The sequence below is a fragment of the Lysinibacillus fusiformis genome (assembly GCF_002845985.1).
In the GTDB taxonomy this organism is placed as follows: domain Bacteria; phylum Bacillota; class Bacilli; order Bacillales_A; family Planococcaceae; genus Lysinibacillus; species Lysinibacillus fusiformis_D.
The window spans coordinates 103,824-122,893 of sequence record NZ_PDFK01000001.1 but is presented as its reverse complement, the minus strand read 5'-3'; the positions used below and the strand labels follow the sequence as shown (position 1 = coordinate 122,893).

Here is a 19,070-nt window from a genome sequence, read left to right as displayed (position 1 = left end):
ATAGCATGCATATGTTTGTATCAGATGTGGACAACGAAAATGCACAGTTGACCCCATTTGTACTTTATATGTATGCCTTAAGTGTTTTAGAAGGGGTATTTATCTTGATTGAACTGAAGATTTCCTCCTACTCTGAGGGAGATGAGTGTTTGCAGTGGGTGTCCAATCAATCGCTGAAAGAAAAGAACACCGTCAAAAAACACCACGTTCTGTGGCAATGACGGTGTGACCAATATCATGTTGCCTCACAATCTCTGGAGGATGTCGCAGATTTTGTAGCCGAGTTTTTTTGAAAAAATAGCAGAGGTAAAAAGATTGAAAAATCAGATAATTAAGTAATCTACTGATGTGTTAAAACATCCTCAATTAAAAAAGCAATATACAGGTTAGTTTTCGTAAAGGGATTACTTAAGTCCATGTCCAATAGCATTTCGATTTTCTTTATTTTATAAAGAACCGTATTACGATGAATAAATTGACGTTCACTAATCCTACTTGTACTGCCATTTTCCTCAACAAATATGCGTAAAAAAGGAACGTAATCTGTGTTGTGCAATTCATCATAGCGATAAAGCTGTCCTAAAATATCCTGACTGAAAGACTTCATCAAGGGCTGATTTTGCACAGCCATAAGTATTTTATAAGCACCAATTTCTTGATATTTGTATAAGTAACGGTTGTTATGAAGCTGTGCTAAATGAATGACAGTTAATGACTCATCATAGCTTTTACGAGCATTTTCTAGCTCTTTATAATAGTTCCCTTTTCCGATAATAATATCTAAGAAACCGTTTTTTAAGGTGATTTTTTCATAGATTTCTTCCACGACTTTTGAGAAGGGTACATTCGGTGTTATGATTTGAGCTTTATCAATTAGAAAAATGAGGTGATTTTTATGCTTTAATTTTAAGAAGCGTTGATAGCGATTTTGAAAAGCGAATTGCATCATCACCTCATAACGGTCAATAGAGGCTTGGGTGCCAATGGTTGTGCAAGTAATGATCGCTAATTCTCTCCCGTGGGGAAATCCTAGCTGTGCTAGTTGATCTTTCATCGTGTTAGCGTTTTGTTTGTAGTGAAATAGTAGATTGAAAAGTACCTTTTCTTCGATGGAGAGCTCTTGATGATGGTTGGCAATAAATTGAAAAGTAGTTTTTAATAGATCGGCAATACGATAATTCCATGGCATTTGAAAAATAGGGAAATCATGTTGATTAGCGAAAGAGATGACGGCTTCAGGAATATCAGGAATGAAAGGCCCTGTATTAATGATAAAGCCAGCTACTTTTTTGGTGTAGGCTTGTTTGACAAGCTGTTCTAAGGAAGCTGCTTGTGCATCTAAATGAATGCCTGTTGTGACGACTAATTCATTAGGTCTACAAAACATGATTAAATCACTGCTCTCCACAACGTTAATACCAGTAACTCTGCGATACGTACCACTATGTCCAGCGACTAATGTGAGCATTGGGAATTGAACACCCTCTACAATTTTGCGAATCGTCCCCATATTTACCCCCCTTAATTATGAACATAACTTACCATATATGATGTGCAGTTGCACATATTTTTTTAGTTTACTATCCATATCTCACAAGTTTTATTTATTTTAGAATGTTTAATAACTACTGTGAAAGAGAGGACTTGCATATGTATAAATGTAATAGTAGACGATTGCAAGAGTTAATTGAACAATTTAGTCAATTTGGAGCCACTGACAATGGTGGTGTCACACGTTTGTCTCTTTCGGATGAGGACGTTTTAGCAAGAAACTATTTTTGTAAGTGTTGTGAGGCGTTAGGTATGAACATTCAGGTAGATGATATGGGGAATATTTATGCCATGCTTCCTGGGAAAAAGAATGTGCCGCCCATCGTTATGGGTTCCCATCTAGATTCTGTTGAAAAAGGTGGGAGATTTGATGGCGTGTTAGGCGTACTAACAGCTATCGAGGCCATTCGAACAATAAAGGAAAATGACATTGAAGTGGATATTCCACTCATGATTGTCAATTTCACGAACGAAGAGGGGGCACGTTTTGATCCAGCCATGATGAGTTCAGGGGTCATCACCTCGAAGTTTGATAAAGAAAAAATGCTGCAATCCACAGATAAAAATGGCATTCGCTTTCAAGAAGCATTACAAGCAAGTGGCTATGAAGGAGAGCAGGTCAATCGTCTAAAAGAAGCACTGGCTTATATTGAATTGCATATTGAGCAAGGGCCAGTACTAGAGGCAAAAAAACGTGAAATTGGTGTTGTTGAAGGTGTACTAGGTATGGTCTGCTACGAAATCACCATTACGGGGCAATCGAATCACGCAGGGACAACGCCAATGTCAATGCGCAAAGATCCGATGATTGTTGCATCGACGATCATGACAGAGCTCCATGAGCAATTAGGCAAGGTGGATGAACAGCTTGTGTTTACCTTTGGTCGTATGCATGTTTCTCCAAATATTCATACAGTCATCCCGAATAAGGTGACATTTACCATTGATTCCCGTCACCAAAAGCCAGAGGTCATGCAACTGGTTGAGGATATTCTCCATGCACTTCCAGAGACAGCAGGCGGATGCCATATTCAGCCTGTCAAGCTATGGGGAAGAGATACCGTGCATTTCGATAGCGCCATTTGCAATGAAGTAGAAAGAGCATGTCAAAGCTTTGGTTACTTAGCTCATCGTATGTTTAGCGGCGCTGGTCATGATGCACAGTATATGGCAAGTATGGTTCCTTCCGCGATGATTTTTGTCCCAAGTATCGAAGGCAAGAGTCATTGTGAAGAAGAGGAAACAACCTTTGAGGATTGTGCAAAGGGAGCAGATATTCTACTAGAAACGGTGTTAACGCTACAAACAAAGTTTAGTCTGGGCGAGACATATACACTGCATTAAACATCAAGGATTCTCTAATTTTGTGATGAAGGGTGAGGGGCACAATGAAAAAAATCATTAAAGGTGGACGAGTTGCAACTGCTGCTGACGTATTTGAGGCAGATATTTTAATTGATAACGGTAAAATTGTTCAGATTGGACAAAATTTAACGGATGCTAATGCTGAAATAATTGATGCAACAGGGAAGTACGTATTACCTGGTGGCATTGATCCCCATACGCATTTAGATATGCCATTCAATAATACGGTGACAGATGATGATTGGAAATCAGGTACAATTGCAGCGGCCTATGGTGGGACAACTACTATTTTAGATTTCTGTTTAACAGCTGGGGAAGAAAAATTGTCTACAGCGGTGGAGAAATGGCATGACAAGGCTAAAGGAAAGTCAGCTATTGATTATGGTTTCCACCTAATGATTGGCGACTTAACACCTGAAACGGAAGCTGAATTACCGAAGCTACTGGAGCAAGAGGGCATTACCTCTGTAAAAGTCTTTATGGCGTATGCAAAAGAATTCCAAGCAACAGATCGTACTTTATTTAAAGCCTTTAAAATCGCTAAAGATCTTGGTGCCGTGGTGATGGTACATTGTGAGAATGGCTCTGTTATTGATGAGCTGGTAGAAGAAGCTCGACGTGCTGGTCATAAAGAACCCATTTATCATGCACTGACTCGTCCAGCCGAATTAGAGGGAGAGGCAACAAAGCGTGCCATCGAATTAGCCCATATTGCTGGAGCAAAGCTCTATGTGGTGCATGTGACATGTAAAGAAGCAGTGGATGAAATTATTGCTGCTCGTGAAAAAGGCTATGACGTCTATGGTGAAACTTGTCCGCCATATTTAACACTCGATCAATCAGCCTTAGCACAGCCAGGCTTTGAGGGAGCCAAATATGTATGGTCGCCACCACTTCGTCCGAAGTATCATCAAGAGCATTTATGGCATGCATTAAAGGCGAAACAGCTTCAGACCATTGGCTCAGATCAATGCTCCTTTAGCTTTAAGGGCAAAAAGCAGCTAGGCTTAAATGATTTCTCGAAAATTCCAAATGGCGGGCCATTCATTGAAGATCGATTCAGTATTTTATATTCGGAGGGCGTAGCAAAGGGGAGAATTTCAATCCATGAATTTGTGGATATGATTTCTACTAGTGCGGCAAAAATATTTGGCTTATTCCCGCAAAAAGGAACGATTGCGATTGGTTCTGATGCGGATATCGTTATTTTTGACCCAGAGGCAAAACGCCAAATTTCGGCTAAAACGCATCATATGAATGTTGACTATAACCCATATGAAGGCTGGGAAGTGACTGGGGAGCCTGTTAGTGTCCTAGTCCGAGGGGAATATGTCATTAAAAATAAAGAATTTGTAGGCATACTTGGCAGTGGACAATACATTAAACGTCCATTAAGAACAGTAGTTGCGGAAGCGTTAAATATTTAGCTTCCTTCAGTAGACGACCGATTGTTTTGACTGGAGAACAAAACAATCGGTTTAGTAATTGATTCACGGAAAAAATGCTCACATGAGGGGGATGTGGAAATGGTTCCGATTCAAGAAAACGCGATGACCATACAGCTTAGACGTAATTTCATGGAATTAAAAGGAAAGATGACAAAGAATGAGGCTATTGAGGAAGCCAATCGTTGTCTATATTGCTATGACGCTCCATGTATTAAAGCCTGTCCAACAAGTATTCAAATCCCGAATTTCATAAAAAAAATTGCATCTGGTAATATGAAGGGTTCTGCTACGACTATATTAGAAGCAAATCCTATTGGTGCAAGCTGTGCGAGGGTTTGTCCAACCGAAGAACTGTGTGAAGGGGCGTGTGTCTTAAATTCTTCAACAAAGCCAATTAAAATTGGTGAGTTACAGCGTTATGCAACGGATTGGGCAATGGAAACAAATGCCCAGCTATTCCAACCAGGCCAGCATAATGGACAGAAAGTAGCCATTATTGGAGCAGGCCCTGCTGGTTTATCGGCAGCACGTGAACTCAGCCGCTTAGGCTATCATGTAACGATTTATGAGGCGGAGGCAAAAGCTGGAGGTCTAGGTAGCTATGGCATTGTAGCGTTCCGTTTACCAAATGAAGTTGTAGATTGGGAAGTGGACCAAATTGAACAGCTCGGTGTGGACATTCAAACCAATACAGCTGTAGGTGTTGATATTACTGCAGCTGAAATTTTGGCGCAATATGACAGTGTGATATTAGCTGTCGGTATGGGGGCTGTGCCAAATCTGGGCATTAAAGGTGAAGAACTAGAAGGTGTACATGATGCCATTGACTTTGTGCGAAAAACAAAAATGGGACCGCTTACAAATGATATTGTAGGAAAACGAGTAGCTGTGATTGGAGCAGGAAATACAGCCATTGATGGTGCTACAAGTGCAGTGCGCTTAGGTGCTGACAATGTGCAAATTCTGTACAGAAGAACGCAAAAAGAAATGACAGCGTACAAATTTGAATATGAATTTGCTAAGCAGGATGGCGTGGAATTTAAATGGCTAACTGCACCGAAGAAAATTATTGGCAATGAAGCGGGCAAGGTGACAGGCATTGAATGTGTGAAAATGAAGCTTGGTGAGGCTGGTGCTGATGGGAGACAACGACCAGAAGAAGTTGAAGGCTCCAATTTTATCATCGAAGTGGATGCGGTGATTAAAGCCATTGGACAAACGCGTTTTGTATCGTTAATTGAAGCCTTTGGTTTAGCCCATACAAATGGGGTTGTCGATATTGATGAAACGACAATGCAAACGTCTCATGACAAAGTATTTGCTTGTGGAGATGTTGTCTTTGGTAATGGACAGGGGGAAGCGATGGTGGTGACCGCTGTACAACAAGGAAAAGATGCAGCATACAAGATTCATGAACGTTTAAGAAAACCAAGTGAGATTGCATAGAGTGAACCTTCAATCCGTGAAGGTTTTTCATCCTCCGCGGATTGTTCGTTTCACCAATCGGGTTTTTACAGGCTGTTGATCCAGCATTTGAATATTTGGGCATACCTTTACATTCTGAAGTCGGGGTCTTACAGCTTATACCTGATGCTATGCTTTCGGTACAAAATAACTTGTTAATAAGGGATAGAGGGGGAACTTATATGGCTGACTTACGCATTAATTTAGCGGGTATCAAATCACCTAATCCATTTTGGCTAGCATCCGCACCACCAACGAATTCAGGTTATCAAGTACAGCGTGCATTTGAAGCAGGCTGGGGTGGTGCTGTTTGGAAAACATTGGGGGAACCAATTTTAAATGTGTCCTCTCGTTTTGCAGCAGTTAGTTTTAATGGTCAACGTGTCGCAGGCTTCAACAATATTGAGTTAATTACAGATCGACCATTAGAAGTAAATTTACAAGAAATATATGAGACGAAAAAGAGATTTCCGAATCATGCGATTATTGCCTCGTTAATGGTAGAGCCAAAGCAGGAAAAGTGGCATGAAATTGTGAAACGCGTAGAAGATGTGGGGGTTGATGGTCTTGAGCTTAACTTTGGTTGTCCACATGGGATGGCAGAACGAGGCATGGGTTCTGCCTCTGGTCAAGTCCCTGAGTTGGTGGAAAAACAAACGTACTGGGTAAAGGAAGCAGCGCGTACACCTGTTATTGTGAAGCTAACACCAAACATTACAGATATTACTGTAACGGCGGAGGCAGCGACAAGAGGTGGAGCAGATGCAGTTAGTATGATTAATACGATTAATAGTCTAGCAGGTGTCGATTTAGATTCGTGGAATACAGTGCCTAATGTAGCTGGCAAAGGGGCACATGGTGGCTATTGTGGTCCAGCAGTTAAACCGATTGCCCTCAATATGGTTGCAGAATGTGCCCGTAATCCATTAGTCAATGTACCGATTTCGGGCATTGGTGGTATCTCGAACTGGCAAGATGCAGCAGAGTTTATTTTAATGGGTGCCACAGGCGTCCAAGTATGTACAGCAGCGATGCATCATGGTTTTAGTATTGTGGAGGATATGATTGATGGACTGAATAATTATTTAGATGATAAAGGCCTAGCTTCGGTCATGGATTTAGTAGGTCGCTCTGTGCAAAGATATTCAAGCTGGGGTGATTTGGATTTAAATTATAAAATTGTTGCAGAAATTAATAATGATGTTTGTATCAATTGTAATAAGTGCCATATTGCGTGCGAGGATACTTCCCATCAATGTATTGATCTCTATACAGAGGGTGATCGTCCAATGCTAAAGGTTCGTGAGGAAGACTGTGTCGGCTGTAACCTATGCTCCATTGTTTGTCCTGTCGACGGTGCCATTACAATGGTAGAACGTCCATCAACGATTCCGCCAATGACATGGAATGAACGTCAAGCCCTTCTGAGCAGTCTATCAAAATAATGGCCTCTTTAGCTCAATACTGAATATAAGATAACAGATGATTAAAATCGAAATTCCACCTTCCTTCAGCATTTGGTGGAGGAAGGCATAACTTCAAGTAGGTTGTCACGGAAATTAGAGAAAAAGGAGAGAAGTAGGATGGAACGTGAAGGGAATTATTTGAAATCCCCAGATTTACTTCCAGTGACACATCAACAAAGAAATATTGGAACATTTGGTTTTGCAGTGATTTGGATTGGCATGGCGATTGTTCTAGCGGCTTTTGCCATTGGTGGCTCAGCCATTATGAACTTATCACTACCAATGGTTATTGTAGCAACATTGGTAGGCTCTTGTTTAATCGGTGTCTTTATGACGTTAATTGGTGATATAGGAATTGAGCATGGGCTATCATTCCCAGTCTATATGCGTGCACCTTTTGGCACATTCGGTACACATATACCTTCCCTTGTACGTGGTGTCACAGCTGCTTGTTGGTTTGGTCTTAATACGTATTTCGGTGCTTTAGCGATAAATGGTATTTTAAATTTAATGTTTGGCTTTAATAATTGGTTTATCTGTTTCCTTGTATTTGCTGCTCTTCAACTTTTTAATACATCCCTAGGTATTAAATCCATTGAGCGCTTTGCTGATTTAGCAGCACCTGTCATTATTTTAATTTCTTGTTGGATGTACTACACATTAGCAGATAGTGCAACGTCACAAGGAAAAAATATTTGGACGTGGGTGGAAACCCCAACAACAGGCATTGCTGCTTTTACCGCTTTTATGGTAGTCGTGATGGCAAATATGGGCTTTTGGGCAACACTCGCAGCCGATATGCCTTCCCTATCTCGTTTCTTTAAGGCACCTAAAAATGAGCGAAATTGGTTTAAGCGTAATAAAACACAGCTTGTTGGCTCATTAATTGTTATGCCAATTACCAATACATTCATTGTCGCAATTGGAGCAGTTTGTTATATGGCTGTTGCATCGGCTGATCCGATCAACGCCCTACAACAAAGTGCAAGCGGCTTTATTTTAGGTATTTTATTGTTGATGATTGTGTTAGCGCAATGGTCGACTAATACCTCTGCCAATGTTGTGCCAGCTGCGACGATTTTCTCTAATATTGGCGGTCCTAAAGTACCGTTTTGGGTAGGGGTTGTCATTGCAGGAATTATTGGTATTATTGCACAGCCTTGGAGCCTATTTGATGTGATGGTCAATGTCCTATTAATAATTGGCGGTATTTTAACGGCCATTGTAGGTATTTTATTTGCTGATTATTACCTAATTCGTAAACGCCGTGTTCATGTTAAAGAGCTTTATGAGTTAGATGGGCAATTTAAATATTATAAGGGCTTTAATATGGCCGGGTTAATTGCCTGGGTCATTGGGGGAGCGGTCGCGAATATTTTTGCAACTTATTCCTCTTTAGTAGGATTTGTTGTTGGAGCGGCTGTATATTATGTATTAGCGAAGTATTGGTGGTTTAAAAAGTATCCACAGGCGGAGCTAGAAGACCCGAGTGATGCCAAATATTTAGGCATTACAGTCGGGCATAATTTGGATGAACTATTTGGGCAACCAGCATCTGCTCCAACGTCGGCCCTAGAGGAGGAAGAACTTGTGGAGCAACCAGATCCTCTGTTAGAAATGAAGGGCGCCGAGTAAGATAGACTACATCAAGACATTTTCAAAAGAAGGTGAGGTGATGACATGTCTGAATTCCAACAAAGCACAGAGGAAATCCAAAAAGTAGATCATTATTTAGATAGTGGCTTTAAAATCAAATATGTCTACGAAAATTTAAGTGGGATGTTTGTAGAATTTGCTCGTCAGGAAGAAGTGACATTGTTGCAAATTCTGACAGCGGATGCACGTAAATACTTCTCTGCAAAATTACAAGAACAAACATTATTACAATAATGACCTACACTCTATTCCTTTCAATGAGATGGGAATAGAGTTTTTTGTATCTTTTGAAACGATGCGAGGGTTCCAAAGAGCTTCTAGCTATAGACAAGAAAAAAACCCTTTCGTACAATGAGGTCTGGTCAATCAACTTCGTACGAAAGGGAATCCAAATGGATTATAAAAGTTTAGCACACAACATGGAATTGTAAGTATTAAATCGTCTTTGCTCCCCAGTATAGAAGACAGATTATTTATGGGCAAATCAAAGCAGATATAGGTAAAGTTTTACGCCAGATGGTAAGCATAAGAAAGCTACTCCTGCTAGAAGCAGTAATACTAAAAGCTTATACATTTCATTACTTATTCCTTTGTTGCTTTAAACATATAGCCGCTATAAGATTTGTAGATAATCATCACAATACCCATTAGCATAAAATTTGATATTAGTGAACTTCCACCATAGCTTAAAAATGGCAGTGTCATACCAGTTACTGGTAGAAGCCCAATGGTCATACCAATATTTTGGGTAATTTGGAAGGCCAATAAGCTAGAAATTCCTGCACCCATCAGTGTCATAAATGGGTCTCTTGCTTGTACTGTAATAACAACAATACGGTAAATAACAAAAAATAAAAGTGCAATTATAAATGATCCTCCAATAAAGCCTAGCTCTTCGGCAATATTCGCAAAAATAAAATCAGTATGTTTCTCCACGACATAAACATTATTGTTCATGTATCCTTTCCCAGTAAACTCACCTGTACCAATTGCTAAAAACCCCTGCCTCGTTTGATAAGAAGAATCTGGATATTCATATGGCTGTAACCAACCATGAATTCGAGAAATTTGATGCCCTGATAATTTATTTAAAATTTTATCTGTAAAAAAATCGTGGGATTTTACATATAAAAGTACCACAACACTAATAATTGATAGAGGGACGGCTGTAAAGATGACAAGCAATTTTCTTTGTATGCCTGAAAAGAAAATCATTGGTAAAATCATCGACATATAAAGCATGACCATGCCTGTATCAGGTTGCTTGTAAACGGCGAGCATCGGTGGAAGTGATATAATAGCAATTATGAAGAGAAGCCTCATATCCGTGAAAAAGGTAGGACGTTCGTATTTCTCTCGATGTGCGACGATAACCTTGCTGACAACGATTAAAAAGGCGAACTTTAAAAACTCTGACGGCTGAAATGATCCTAGCAAAGGAATTTGGTACCAGCGCTTCGCCTCGTTTATAGTTCTAGCTATACTTTCAGGTGCAATGAATAAGCTAAATGTTAATAACACCATTATCCAATAAAACGGCCAGCCAATTTTTTTAAGCTGTTCAATATCAAGTATGGCTATCCCATACATAGTTAAAAATCCGATTATGTAATAAATAAACTGCTTTATAATAAATGAGCTTGAATACTGTTCGAACACCGTACTACTGGAATGGACAAAGAGACAACTAATCATACCTAGTAGCATCAAGCTAATTACTAAACTTTTATCCAATTTATTGAAATGTAACATTCAAATATCTCCCCTTTGTTAGAAGCAACTATTAACGATAACGATTGGTAACTATGGAAGGTTGCGACATAACGGGGTAATAAATTTGACTTCAGATTATTTTGCTTAACTATTCATCCAATTTCCACAAAAATAGAACAAGTGATTTCTAGCTATATACTTTAATTATTGGTGATATATGGATAACTGGTTTTTTGATACATATGGGAAAGACAAGCTACTTGTACTATCTAATGGATTATTAGGTATTTTTAATGTTGATAATTTAGGGAAAAGTTATACTAGCCTATTAATCAAATTAAGCGTTAAAAGAAGTCTCTACTAACCTAGTGGAGACTCCTTTGCGTTATTTAGTAAAGTTATAAAATGAAAGAGCGGTATGAGCTAAATCTATCAAAATATCATTATTTTTTGTTTTTCCTAAAAATACATTTGTCTTTTTTAGAAAAATTGATTATGATTTTAAAGGTATTCAACGTAGAGAGAACATCAGAAAAGAGGCGTTAACGAGTGGCCAATAAGGAATTAAAACGAGGATTAGAAGCACGTCATATCCAAATGATTGCACTTGGCGGTACGATTGGTGTAGGGCTATTTATGGGCTCGGCCAGTGCAATTCAATGGACGGGACCTTCTGTACTCCTTGCCTATGGTATTGCAGGTATTTTTATTTTTTTCATTATGAGGGCAATGGGTGAGATGCTTTATATGGAGCCGAGTACAGGCTCTTTTGCAACGTTTGGCTATAAGTATATCCATCCTTTAGCGGGGTATTTAACAGCGTGGAGTAACTGGTTCCAATGGGTTATTGTTGGGATGTCTGAAATTATAGCAGTCGGAACGTATATGCAATACTGGTATCCAGAATTACCAGCGTGGATACCAGGTCTTATTGCGATGATTATTTTAGGTTTGGCGAACTTTATTTCTGTCAAATCATTTGGGGAATTTGAATTTTGGTTTGCGATGATTAAAATTGTCACGATCATTTTAATGATTGTAGCAGGTGTAGGGCTGATCTTCTTTGGCTTTGGCAATGATGGTATTGCCATTGGTTTATCTAATTTGTGGAGTCACGGTGGCTTCTTTACAGGTGGCTGGACAGGCTTCTTCTTTGCCTTATCTTTAGTTGTTGCTGCATATCAAGGGGTAGAGCTTATCGGGATTACGGCTGGAGAAGCAAAAAATCCACAAAAAACGATTACTAATGCCATTCAAAGTATCATTTGGCGTATTTTAATTTTCTATATCGGTGCGATCTTTGTCATTGTGACGGTGTATCCTTGGGATGAACTTGGGACAATAGGTAGTCCATTTGTGGCGACATTTGCTAAAGTAGGTATTACAGCTGCCGCAGGTATCATTAATTTTGTTGTAATCACAGCAGCTATGTCAGGCTGTAACAGTGGGATTTACAGCGCTGGACGTATGTTATATACTCTTGCGATGAATGGACAAGCACCAAAATTTTTCGCCAAGCTTTCAAGGAATGGCGTACCTTTATTTGGAACAGCAGGTGTGTTAGTCGGGCTATTCATTGGTGTCATCCTAAGCTATATTGCTCCTGAAAATTTATTTGTTTATATATATAGTGCGAGTGTTTTACCAGGAATGATTCCATGGTTTATTATTTTAATCAGTCAAATTCGCTTTAGAAAAGAGAAGGGTGCGCAACTGGCTAAGCATCCTTTCAAAATGCCTTTCGCACCCATTACAAACTATGTAACGATTATCTTTTTAATCATGGTATTAGTTGGTATGTGGATTAATGATGATACACGTATATCATTAATTGTTGGTATTATTTTCCTAATCCTCGTAACAATTAGCTACTATGTGTTTGGGATTGGCAAAAACCGCTACAGTAAAGATTCTATAGAATAAGCTAGAGGGATGTATCTCAACGTGAGATGCATCCTTTTTTCTGTCTATTTTTACTAGCACAATTTTTACATAAATGAACGGATAAAAGCCAAACTACTAAAAAATGAATGACAATGACTGGTATTCATCGGAATTAAAGGGGTTGAAAGAAATGAACGAGATACCGGAACAAATTGTAGCTAAATTGACGCAGGAGATCAACGAAATTGATGATGTAAAACTGAAAATGGTGGCGACAGAAGAGGGAGATGTCACGGTCATTTATTTCTCCTCGCTCATTGAAAAAATGACCTTACAAACCATGGTGACGATTCCGTTGGCTAATAATTTAAAACAAATTCATCAAGTCGCTCAATATGTGGACCCAAAGGATGTCCAGGGAGCCGTTAAAAAATTGAATGCTGGGCAAACCCTCCTTTTTTTTCATGAAACGAATGCGTTGTTAAGCGTGGATACGTATAGTGCACCGACAAGGGCCATTACAGATACTGAAACGGAGTCCACAGTAATCGGTCCACAGGATGCATTTACAGAATCATTAGAAACAAATATTTCATTGGTGAGAAGACGCATACAAAGCGCTATGCTTAAAAATGAAAACCGTGTTGTCGGGTCTGAAGCCAATATTAAAATCTCGATTATGTATATGGATAATATTGTGAGTCATAAAAATTTAGAGGATTTAAGAAATCGGATAGATCAAGTAGATTATCCATTATTTACGGATATATCTGTGCTGAAGCAATTAATTGAGGATAATCCTTTATCACCCTTTCCGCAATATTATATGACAGTTCGTCCAGATAGTATTTGCCGTTATCTTCTAGATGGTAGAATCGTCGTTTTTATGGATAATAGTCAGTTAGCAATTGTTTGTCCTACGTCTTTTTTTGAAATGTTTGTGTCGATTGAAGATTATTACAACCGATGGACAACGGCAACTTTACTAAGGATGTTACGCTTTTTTGGTTTTTTCCTAACAATTATGATTACCCCCATGTATATATCAGCTCTAACCTTTCATCCAGAAATATTGCCCTATGAATTATTATTAAATCTTCAAGAGTCGAGGAGTAAAGTACCATTTCCACCGCTGATTGAAGTGCTATTTATCGAGCTGATTATTGAAGTGTTACGAGAAGCGGGTTCTCGAATGCCAGCCAAAGTCGGTCAAACAATTGGTATCGTAGGAGGTATTGTTATTGGTACTGCTGCTGTAGAAGCGGGGTTACTCAGTAATATTCTCATCGTGCTAGTCGCGACATCGGCCTTATTATCGTTCCTACCGCCGATTTTCTTAATGAGTAATACTAGCCGTTTTGTGCGCTATATTTTTATCTTATCAGCAGGACTCTTTGGCTTATTTGGCCAGATGCTCGCCTTTGCCTGGTTAATTCATCATTTATTAAGTTTAAAATCGTTAGGAACGCATTATATGACACCCGCTATTCCTAGAAAGCCAAGCGATTTATTGGATGGTGTCATCCGATTTCCAACTAAATACCTAAAAAGTAAATCAGGTCTTTCAAAAGCACAGAAAAAATAGAACTAGAAGAATGAGGTGGTCAACTTTGAGTACAACGAAAGGCAAAGTATTAAATCGCTATCATGTCATTTTTTTAGCTCAAAGTGTAATGCTTGGTACGGGTATCCTTTCACTACCTCAAAAATTAAGTTCTATGGGATATTCTCAAACATTTATGCCGCTTTTATATGGTCTGATAGCGACTCTTACACTGTTTGCAATGGTATGGCTGTGTTCGAAATTTCCTAATGATGATTTATTTAAGATGAACGAAATACTTTTAGGCAAATATATTGGGAAAGCCATCAATTTTTTCATCATTTTACAATGTACTGTTTTTAGTGCAGGGATTATAAGTAACTATATGCATTTAATACAAAGTACAGCGTTACAGGAACAAACGATTACATTACCTGTACTTTGCTTTTTACTTTTGCTTATTTACATCGTAAATGGCGGTATAAAATCAATTGCAAGATTTTGTATCATGACATTTTTTATTACGATTTGGATGTTCTATTTTACACGGTGGGCGATTGAAAAAGGGAGTGTAAGTCATTTTCTTCCTCTCTTTAATTTTACGACTAAAGAATTTTATGCAGCATTCAAGCAAGGCTATTTTTCATTTCTTGGATATGAATTAATTGTATTTTATTTTCCTTTTATCATTGATAAAAAGAAGGCTTTTCGTCATTCCTTATTAGGCGTTTGGATTAGTGTTTTTTTATGTTTTATCACAACGCTTATTAGTGTGATGTATTATTCGGAATGGCAATTGAAAAATGTAGAGTTTTCGGTGTTGAATTTATTTAAAGCAGGGGAATTTACCTTTATAGAGCGTATTGATATTATTGGCATTACACTTTGGGTATTTCTGATTTTAACTTCTATGACTGCTTATGTATGGTGTGCGAAACAAGGTGCCCATGCATTATTTCCGTTACCTAAAAAAAAGAAGAATTATTACTTATATATGATTACCTGTCTGATCTTTGTCATTATTAAAATGCCTGTTTCCAGAGAAGTTCAGGATAAACTATTTTTGGCAAGTAACTATATAGGTTATATCTTAATTATATGGCCACTATTTTTAATCATGATCTACTTATTTAGGAAAAAGCAGGTGCAAGTATGAAAACACGTCTATGTATACTCAGTTTGATTGTTTTAATTTTACTTGTGGGCTGTTCTCGAAAAGAACTAAAAGTGCCATTAGAGGATATTGGCATGGTTGATTCGATGGCATTTGATTACATTGATGAAAATGAGATGAGGCTTACAGTGGCTATTCCTCAATACTCTCCAGAGGCAGAGCAGGATACGCAAAATTTTTCCATTACGACAGATCTAGTGTCCAGTGGCATAGTCAAAATAGAAAAACAATCAGATAAAAAGATTGTTTTCAATCAATTACGTGTGGTATTAGTCAATGAGGATTTTGCACGAAAAGGAAATGTCAGAAAGATTATTCAGCATTTATATCGCAATGCAGAGGTGGGAAATAAAGTGCTCATCGCTGTTGTAAAAGATAACGCAGAAGCTATTCTAAAGGGAGATTATCCTGATAAACCTAATATTAACTTTTATTTAAATGATCTATTAGAACCTAGTATTAATACAGCCTTTAATCCAAACACCAATATCCATGATTTTATGTATACAATTACGAATCCAGTAATTGATACCATTTTACCTTATATTGAAAAGCGAGGAGATAAATTAGAGGTGGAAGGTGTTGCAATTTTCAAAGGAAATCATATGCATGAACTGATTAAACCAGAGGAAGCACTGGTGATTCAAGCTTTGAATGGACGGAAAAATCTTGCTCCGTTACACTTAGACTTAAACGCAGGGCATGGGGAAGAGAAACTCATGATTGATTTAATTGAGAGCAGTGTAAAAAAAGAGAGTAATCAAAACGTGAATTCACCAAAATTAACGATTTTCTTAACAATCAAGGGTACATTAAGCGAGTATAAGGGTAAAAGAGAATCTCATTTGTTTACAGTTGAAAGCATTAGTAATTTAGAAAAAGATGTGAATAAACAGCTTGAACAGGATATTGGTGATTTTTTAGAGCGATTAAATAAAGCAGAGGTAGACCCAGCTGGCTTAAGTGAGGAATTTAGAATGTACTATCATGGGAAATGGACGACGAAAAAAACGAGGGCGCTTATTAGTAAATTAGACGTTAAAGTCCATGTAGAAACGTCCATTATTAGTACAGGTACATTAAAATAAATGGAGGCCAATTCGTCAAGAATTGGCCTTTGCTATTAGGATGTTTTCCGCATAATAAAGCTTAAATGTCTTCCTGCCTGTTTGTCCTGACGGTAGGAAAAGCCATTTGGGCTAAGGAACGTACAAGTTTCATCAATTTGAATTTGGTCAGCTGGAATACCAGCAAGCTCACATTGTTTTTTTACTGTTTGCTGATTATCAATATGATATTTATTCGTTTCTGCATTGTAGTACATAAAGTCTTCCGCATAACCAAGGCTGTGAAACTTTTCGTAGACATCTGCGTCCACCTCAAACTTTTGCTGACTCAGCGCCATACCAATTTGGACATGAAAATCCTCTGGTCGACATTGTTCTTCATTCATCAGATGCTCAAACAATTTGGGCGTTATTTCTTTGACAGTTCCTTGCCAACCTGAATGAATAACGCCAACTAGTCCGTTCACAGCATTATAAAAAATAACGGGAACGCAATCAGCCGTAAAACTACATAATAATAAATTCGGCTCTATGGTATAAAGGGCATCGGTATTTTTAACTGCTGTATCGATTTGCTCAGCACCTCGCCCTTTATCAGCTAATGTGACTTTATGAAAGTTCGCACTATGTGTTTGCTCGGTGCAAATAAAATGCTGCAAATCACAGTTCAACGTAGCGGCTAAATGTTGCCGATTGTCGATGATAGCTTGAACATTATCACAAATATGCAAAGCCATATTGTTTTGCTCTAGTTCCATGTCATCTTTCAAGGTAGTCCCAGCGATAAATTGTTCATTATCCACATAAATTTTTGTTTTCATTCAATCACCTCGTTTTACTATATAGGATTACTTATGGAATGTATAGGTTGCATCTATTTGATATTTAGCTACCCCTTTACCCTTCTATTAAACTTTTAGACATAATGAATCGTTTTCCTCACATATAGTAGGAGGAATGCTATATAGGGGAGAGAGCGAACATTGACTGAACTAAACCTATTATTAATTTGCCAATTAGGAATGGGTCTGTTTTGGATAATTACATACATACTCGTGATTTATAAAGGGTGGCAAGATAAAAAATATGGAATGCCTATGGCCGCTATTTGTGCCAATATTTCATGGGAGTTTATCTTTGCTTTTATCTACCCACAAAATGATCTCCAACGATACATTACACTCATTTGGCTTGTATTGGATATCTTTATTTTAATGCAGTTTTTACGCTATGCGCCAAGTGAATATCGTAGGATACTTACTAAAAAAATATTGTATGGCTCCTTTTTGGTTACGTTACTTTTCAGCATGTTGATGATTTTTGGCATCGTCTATGAGTTTCAGGATTTTGAAGGGAAGTACACAGCATTTTTCCAAAATCTTATGATGTCAGGGTTATTTATCGCTTTATTGTTGCAAAGAGGGAACTTAGCCGGTCAATCAATGGGAATTGCCGTCTGTAAAATGGTAGGTACATTGTTTGCTGCGGTGGGCTTTTATCTCTACTTCCGTACGCCATTGATTACCATTATTTCCATGGCAACGCTCTTTTATGATGGGCTCTATATTCTACTAATTTATCGATTAAAAAGTAAATAATTGTCAAAATAGGATATTTTATGAAATTTTAAATAGCTGAATGTATTAGTAATGTATGCCAATTACAAAAAGATTGCAACTTGATGACAAAGCATATGATGCAAAATAGCGTAATAAAGGGTTTTGTTCGTTTGTGTTGTGCCGATGTCATACAATTGTAAAAATCCTTCCAAATATTTTGTGATGATTATGGCTCTGAAACTATTTACGATAATAGTAGAGCAAACAGGAAGGATGATGAACATGTTCAAAAAAATAAAAAAGGCAACATTCGCTTCAGTAATCGCAGCTTCATTATTAGTACCAGCAGCGGCAATGGCAGCCGAATCCTATACAGTAACATCTGGTGACACACTTTGGAAAATAGCGTTGAAAACTGAGACAGGCGTACAAGAATTAATAGATGCCAATCCACAGCTTGCCAATCCGAATCAAATTTCCCCTGGGCAAAAAATCAATATCCCTGTAAAGGAACAGGCCACGGTTGAGCAAGAGGTTGTTAAACTTGTTAATGCAGAACGCGCCAAAGCAGGTCTGCCAGCATTACAGGAAAATTGGGAGCTATCCCGAGTAGCCAAATATAAATCTCAAGATATGCATGATAAACAGTACTTTGACCATACAAGCCCAACATATGGTACACCTTTTACCATGATGAAAAACTTTGGTATTACGTACAAAGCTGCTGGTGAAAATATTGCAAAAGGTCAACGCTCAGCTCAAGAAGTTGTAACAGCTTGGATGAACAGTGCAGGACATCGTGCCAATATTCTCAATAAAAGCTATACCCATATCGGTGTAGGCTATGTGCAGGATGGTCATTATTGGACACAAATGTTTATTCAAAAATAAAATAGGACACTGTTCTGTACTTGAGCTTTTTTACAAGAGTTAAAAATGATAGAGCATCTACTGGCTCATTTGATAGCTAATAGATGCTCTTTTTTACGTAAACTTTGAACGTCATTTCTGTTGCTTCGCGAGTAATTTCCTTTCTTCACGGGAATTCATCTTGCTTATCGACAATAGGGCGTGCTAATTGGTAGAAATAACTTTTCATGCGATACGGCTGAAAGTTGATAATTAAAATTCCGATGATTTCTCTATAAATTAGAATGGACGAGGGTTTTCAGTTAAGATT

The 19,070-nt window shown here is 38.1% G+C and carries 16 protein-coding genes and 1 pseudogene; 14 read left to right on the top strand and 3 right to left on the bottom strand.

Translation table 11 applies throughout. From position 1 onward, the window contains the following. Positions 1-5 precede the first annotated feature (5 nt). Positions 6-221, top strand: coding sequence for a hypothetical protein (locus tag CRI88_RS00715; RefSeq protein ID WP_101966329.1), 216 nt, complete (start codon positions 6-8; stop codon positions 219-221). Between the two features lie 119 nt (positions 222-340). Here CRI88_RS00715 and CRI88_RS00710 read toward each other — a convergent pair whose 3' ends face one another. Next, entirely contained in the window at positions 341-1,510 is a 1,170-nt protein-coding gene (locus CRI88_RS00710) for a PucR family transcriptional regulator (RefSeq protein WP_036118693.1), read from the bottom strand. 140 nt (positions 1,511-1,650) lie between these two features. Between CRI88_RS00710 and CRI88_RS00705 the strand changes: the two genes are divergently transcribed. The 7 genes and pseudogenes from CRI88_RS00705 to CRI88_RS22665 form a co-directional block, all read left to right on the top strand. After that, positions 1,651-2,895, top strand: a complete 1,245-nt coding sequence (locus tag CRI88_RS00705; RefSeq protein WP_089933266.1) for a Zn-dependent hydrolase — start codon at positions 1,651-1,653, stop codon at positions 2,893-2,895. Positions 2,896-2,939: 44 nt separating this feature from the next. Continuing rightward, positions 2,940-4,343 carry a dihydropyrimidinase gene (gene hydA / locus CRI88_RS00700; RefSeq protein WP_058844631.1) on the top strand — a complete coding sequence of 468 codons (1,404 nt, stop codon included), beginning with the start codon at positions 2,940-2,942 and terminating at the stop codon, positions 4,341-4,343. A 99-nt stretch (positions 4,344-4,442) separates the two neighbouring features. Further along, on the top strand, positions 4,443-5,810 hold the full coding sequence (locus tag CRI88_RS00695) for an NAD(P)-dependent oxidoreductase (protein WP_089933262.1): 1,368 nt from the start codon (positions 4,443-4,445) through the stop codon (positions 5,808-5,810). Positions 5,811-6,010: 200 nt separating this feature from the next. Beyond that, positions 6,011-7,273, top strand: a complete 1,263-nt coding sequence (gene preA, locus CRI88_RS00690) for an NAD-dependent dihydropyrimidine dehydrogenase subunit PreA (RefSeq protein ID WP_036118683.1) — start codon at positions 6,011-6,013, stop codon at positions 7,271-7,273. Positions 7,274-7,411: 138 nt separating this feature from the next. After that, positions 7,412-8,929 (top strand): NCS1 family transporter, encoded by a 1,518-nt coding sequence (locus tag CRI88_RS00685; RefSeq protein ID WP_036118680.1) that lies wholly within the window; start codon positions 7,412-7,414, stop codon positions 8,927-8,929. Between the two features lie 45 nt (positions 8,930-8,974). Continuing rightward, entirely contained in the window at positions 8,975-9,184 is a 210-nt protein-coding gene (locus tag CRI88_RS00680) for a hypothetical protein (protein ID WP_016995612.1), read from the top strand. Positions 9,185-9,388: 204 nt separating this feature from the next. Then, positions 9,389-9,502, top strand: a pseudogene (locus CRI88_RS22665) (IS200/IS605 family transposase); the annotation flags it as partial. 30 nt (positions 9,503-9,532) lie between these two features. On the opposite strand, the gene CRI88_RS00675 reads toward CRI88_RS22665, so the two are convergent. Continuing rightward, positions 9,533-10,702 carry an FtsW/RodA/SpoVE family cell cycle protein gene (locus CRI88_RS00675; protein ID WP_036118670.1) on the bottom strand — a complete coding sequence of 390 codons (1,170 nt, stop codon included), beginning with the start codon at positions 10,700-10,702 and terminating at the stop codon, positions 9,533-9,535. 510 nt (positions 10,703-11,212) lie between these two features. Between CRI88_RS00675 and CRI88_RS00670 the strand changes: the two genes are divergently transcribed. From CRI88_RS00670 to CRI88_RS00655, 4 genes are all read left to right on the top strand, one after another. Further along, positions 11,213-12,586 carry an amino acid permease gene (locus CRI88_RS00670; RefSeq protein ID WP_089933258.1) on the top strand — a complete coding sequence of 458 codons (1,374 nt, stop codon included), beginning with the start codon at positions 11,213-11,215 and terminating at the stop codon, positions 12,584-12,586. A gap of 151 nt (positions 12,587-12,737) precedes the next feature. Further along, on the top strand, positions 12,738-14,132 hold the full coding sequence (locus CRI88_RS00665) for a spore germination protein (RefSeq protein ID WP_101966328.1): 1,395 nt from the start codon (positions 12,738-12,740) through the stop codon (positions 14,130-14,132). A 25-nt stretch (positions 14,133-14,157) separates the two neighbouring features. Next, positions 14,158-15,246, top strand: coding sequence for a GerAB/ArcD/ProY family transporter (locus CRI88_RS00660; RefSeq protein WP_051891585.1), 1,089 nt, complete (start codon positions 14,158-14,160; stop codon positions 15,244-15,246). Further along, a complete protein-coding gene (locus tag CRI88_RS00655) occupies positions 15,243-16,352 on the top strand; it encodes a Ger(x)C family spore germination protein (RefSeq protein ID WP_036118653.1) in 1,110 nt (369 codons plus the stop codon). Before CRI88_RS00660 ends, CRI88_RS00655 begins: the two co-directional genes overlap by 4 nt. A 35-nt stretch (positions 16,353-16,387) precedes the next feature. Here the strand turns inward: CRI88_RS00655 and pgeF are convergent, their stop codons facing one another. Next, entirely contained in the window at positions 16,388-17,152 is a 765-nt protein-coding gene (pgeF, locus tag CRI88_RS00650; RefSeq protein WP_036118651.1) for a peptidoglycan editing factor PgeF, read from the bottom strand. A gap of 162 nt (positions 17,153-17,314) precedes the next feature. Between pgeF and CRI88_RS00645 the strand changes: the two genes are divergently transcribed. Both CRI88_RS00645 and safA read left to right on the top strand, forming a co-directional pair. Further along, a complete protein-coding gene (locus CRI88_RS00645) occupies positions 17,315-17,929 on the top strand; it encodes a transmembrane-type terpene cyclase (RefSeq protein WP_257982857.1) in 615 nt (204 codons plus the stop codon). 243 nt (positions 17,930-18,172) lie between these two features. Further along, on the top strand, positions 18,173-18,781 hold the full coding sequence (gene safA, locus CRI88_RS00640; RefSeq protein ID WP_101966327.1) for a SafA/ExsA family spore coat assembly protein: 609 nt from the start codon (positions 18,173-18,175) through the stop codon (positions 18,779-18,781). Positions 18,782-19,070 lie beyond the last annotated feature (289 nt).

Bases quoted from the DNA above. Each gene is read 5' to 3' on its own strand.
- CRI88_RS00715 (WP_101966329.1), top strand. From the start codon at position 6: ATGCATATGTTTGTATCAGATGTGGACAACGAAAATGCACAGTTGACC.
- CRI88_RS00695 (WP_089933262.1), top strand. From the start codon at position 4,443: ATGGTTCCGATTCAAGAAAACGCGATGACCATACAGCTTAGACGTAAT.
- pgeF (WP_036118651.1), bottom strand. From the start codon at position 17,152: ATGAAAACAAAAATTTATGTGGATAATGAACAATTTATCGCTGGGACT.
- safA (WP_101966327.1), top strand. From the start codon at position 18,173: ATGTTCAAAAAAATAAAAAAGGCAACATTCGCTTCAGTAATCGCAGCT.
- preA (WP_036118683.1), top strand. From the start codon at position 6,011: ATGGCTGACTTACGCATTAATTTAGCGGGTATCAAATCACCTAATCCA.
- CRI88_RS00680 (WP_016995612.1), top strand. From the start codon at position 8,975: ATGTCTGAATTCCAACAAAGCACAGAGGAAATCCAAAAAGTAGATCAT.
- CRI88_RS00685 (WP_036118680.1), top strand. From the start codon at position 7,412: ATGGAACGTGAAGGGAATTATTTGAAATCCCCAGATTTACTTCCAGTG.
- CRI88_RS00655 (WP_036118653.1), top strand. From the start codon at position 15,243: ATGAAAACACGTCTATGTATACTCAGTTTGATTGTTTTAATTTTACTT.
- CRI88_RS00665 (WP_101966328.1), top strand. From the start codon at position 12,738: ATGAACGAGATACCGGAACAAATTGTAGCTAAATTGACGCAGGAGATC.
- CRI88_RS00705 (WP_089933266.1), top strand. From the start codon at position 1,651: ATGTATAAATGTAATAGTAGACGATTGCAAGAGTTAATTGAACAATTT.
- CRI88_RS00710 (WP_036118693.1), bottom strand. From the start codon at position 1,510: ATGGGGACGATTCGCAAAATTGTAGAGGGTGTTCAATTCCCAATGCTC.
- hydA (WP_058844631.1), top strand. From the start codon at position 2,940: ATGAAAAAAATCATTAAAGGTGGACGAGTTGCAACTGCTGCTGACGTA.
- CRI88_RS00675 (WP_036118670.1), bottom strand. From the start codon at position 10,702: ATGTTACATTTCAATAAATTGGATAAAAGTTTAGTAATTAGCTTGATG.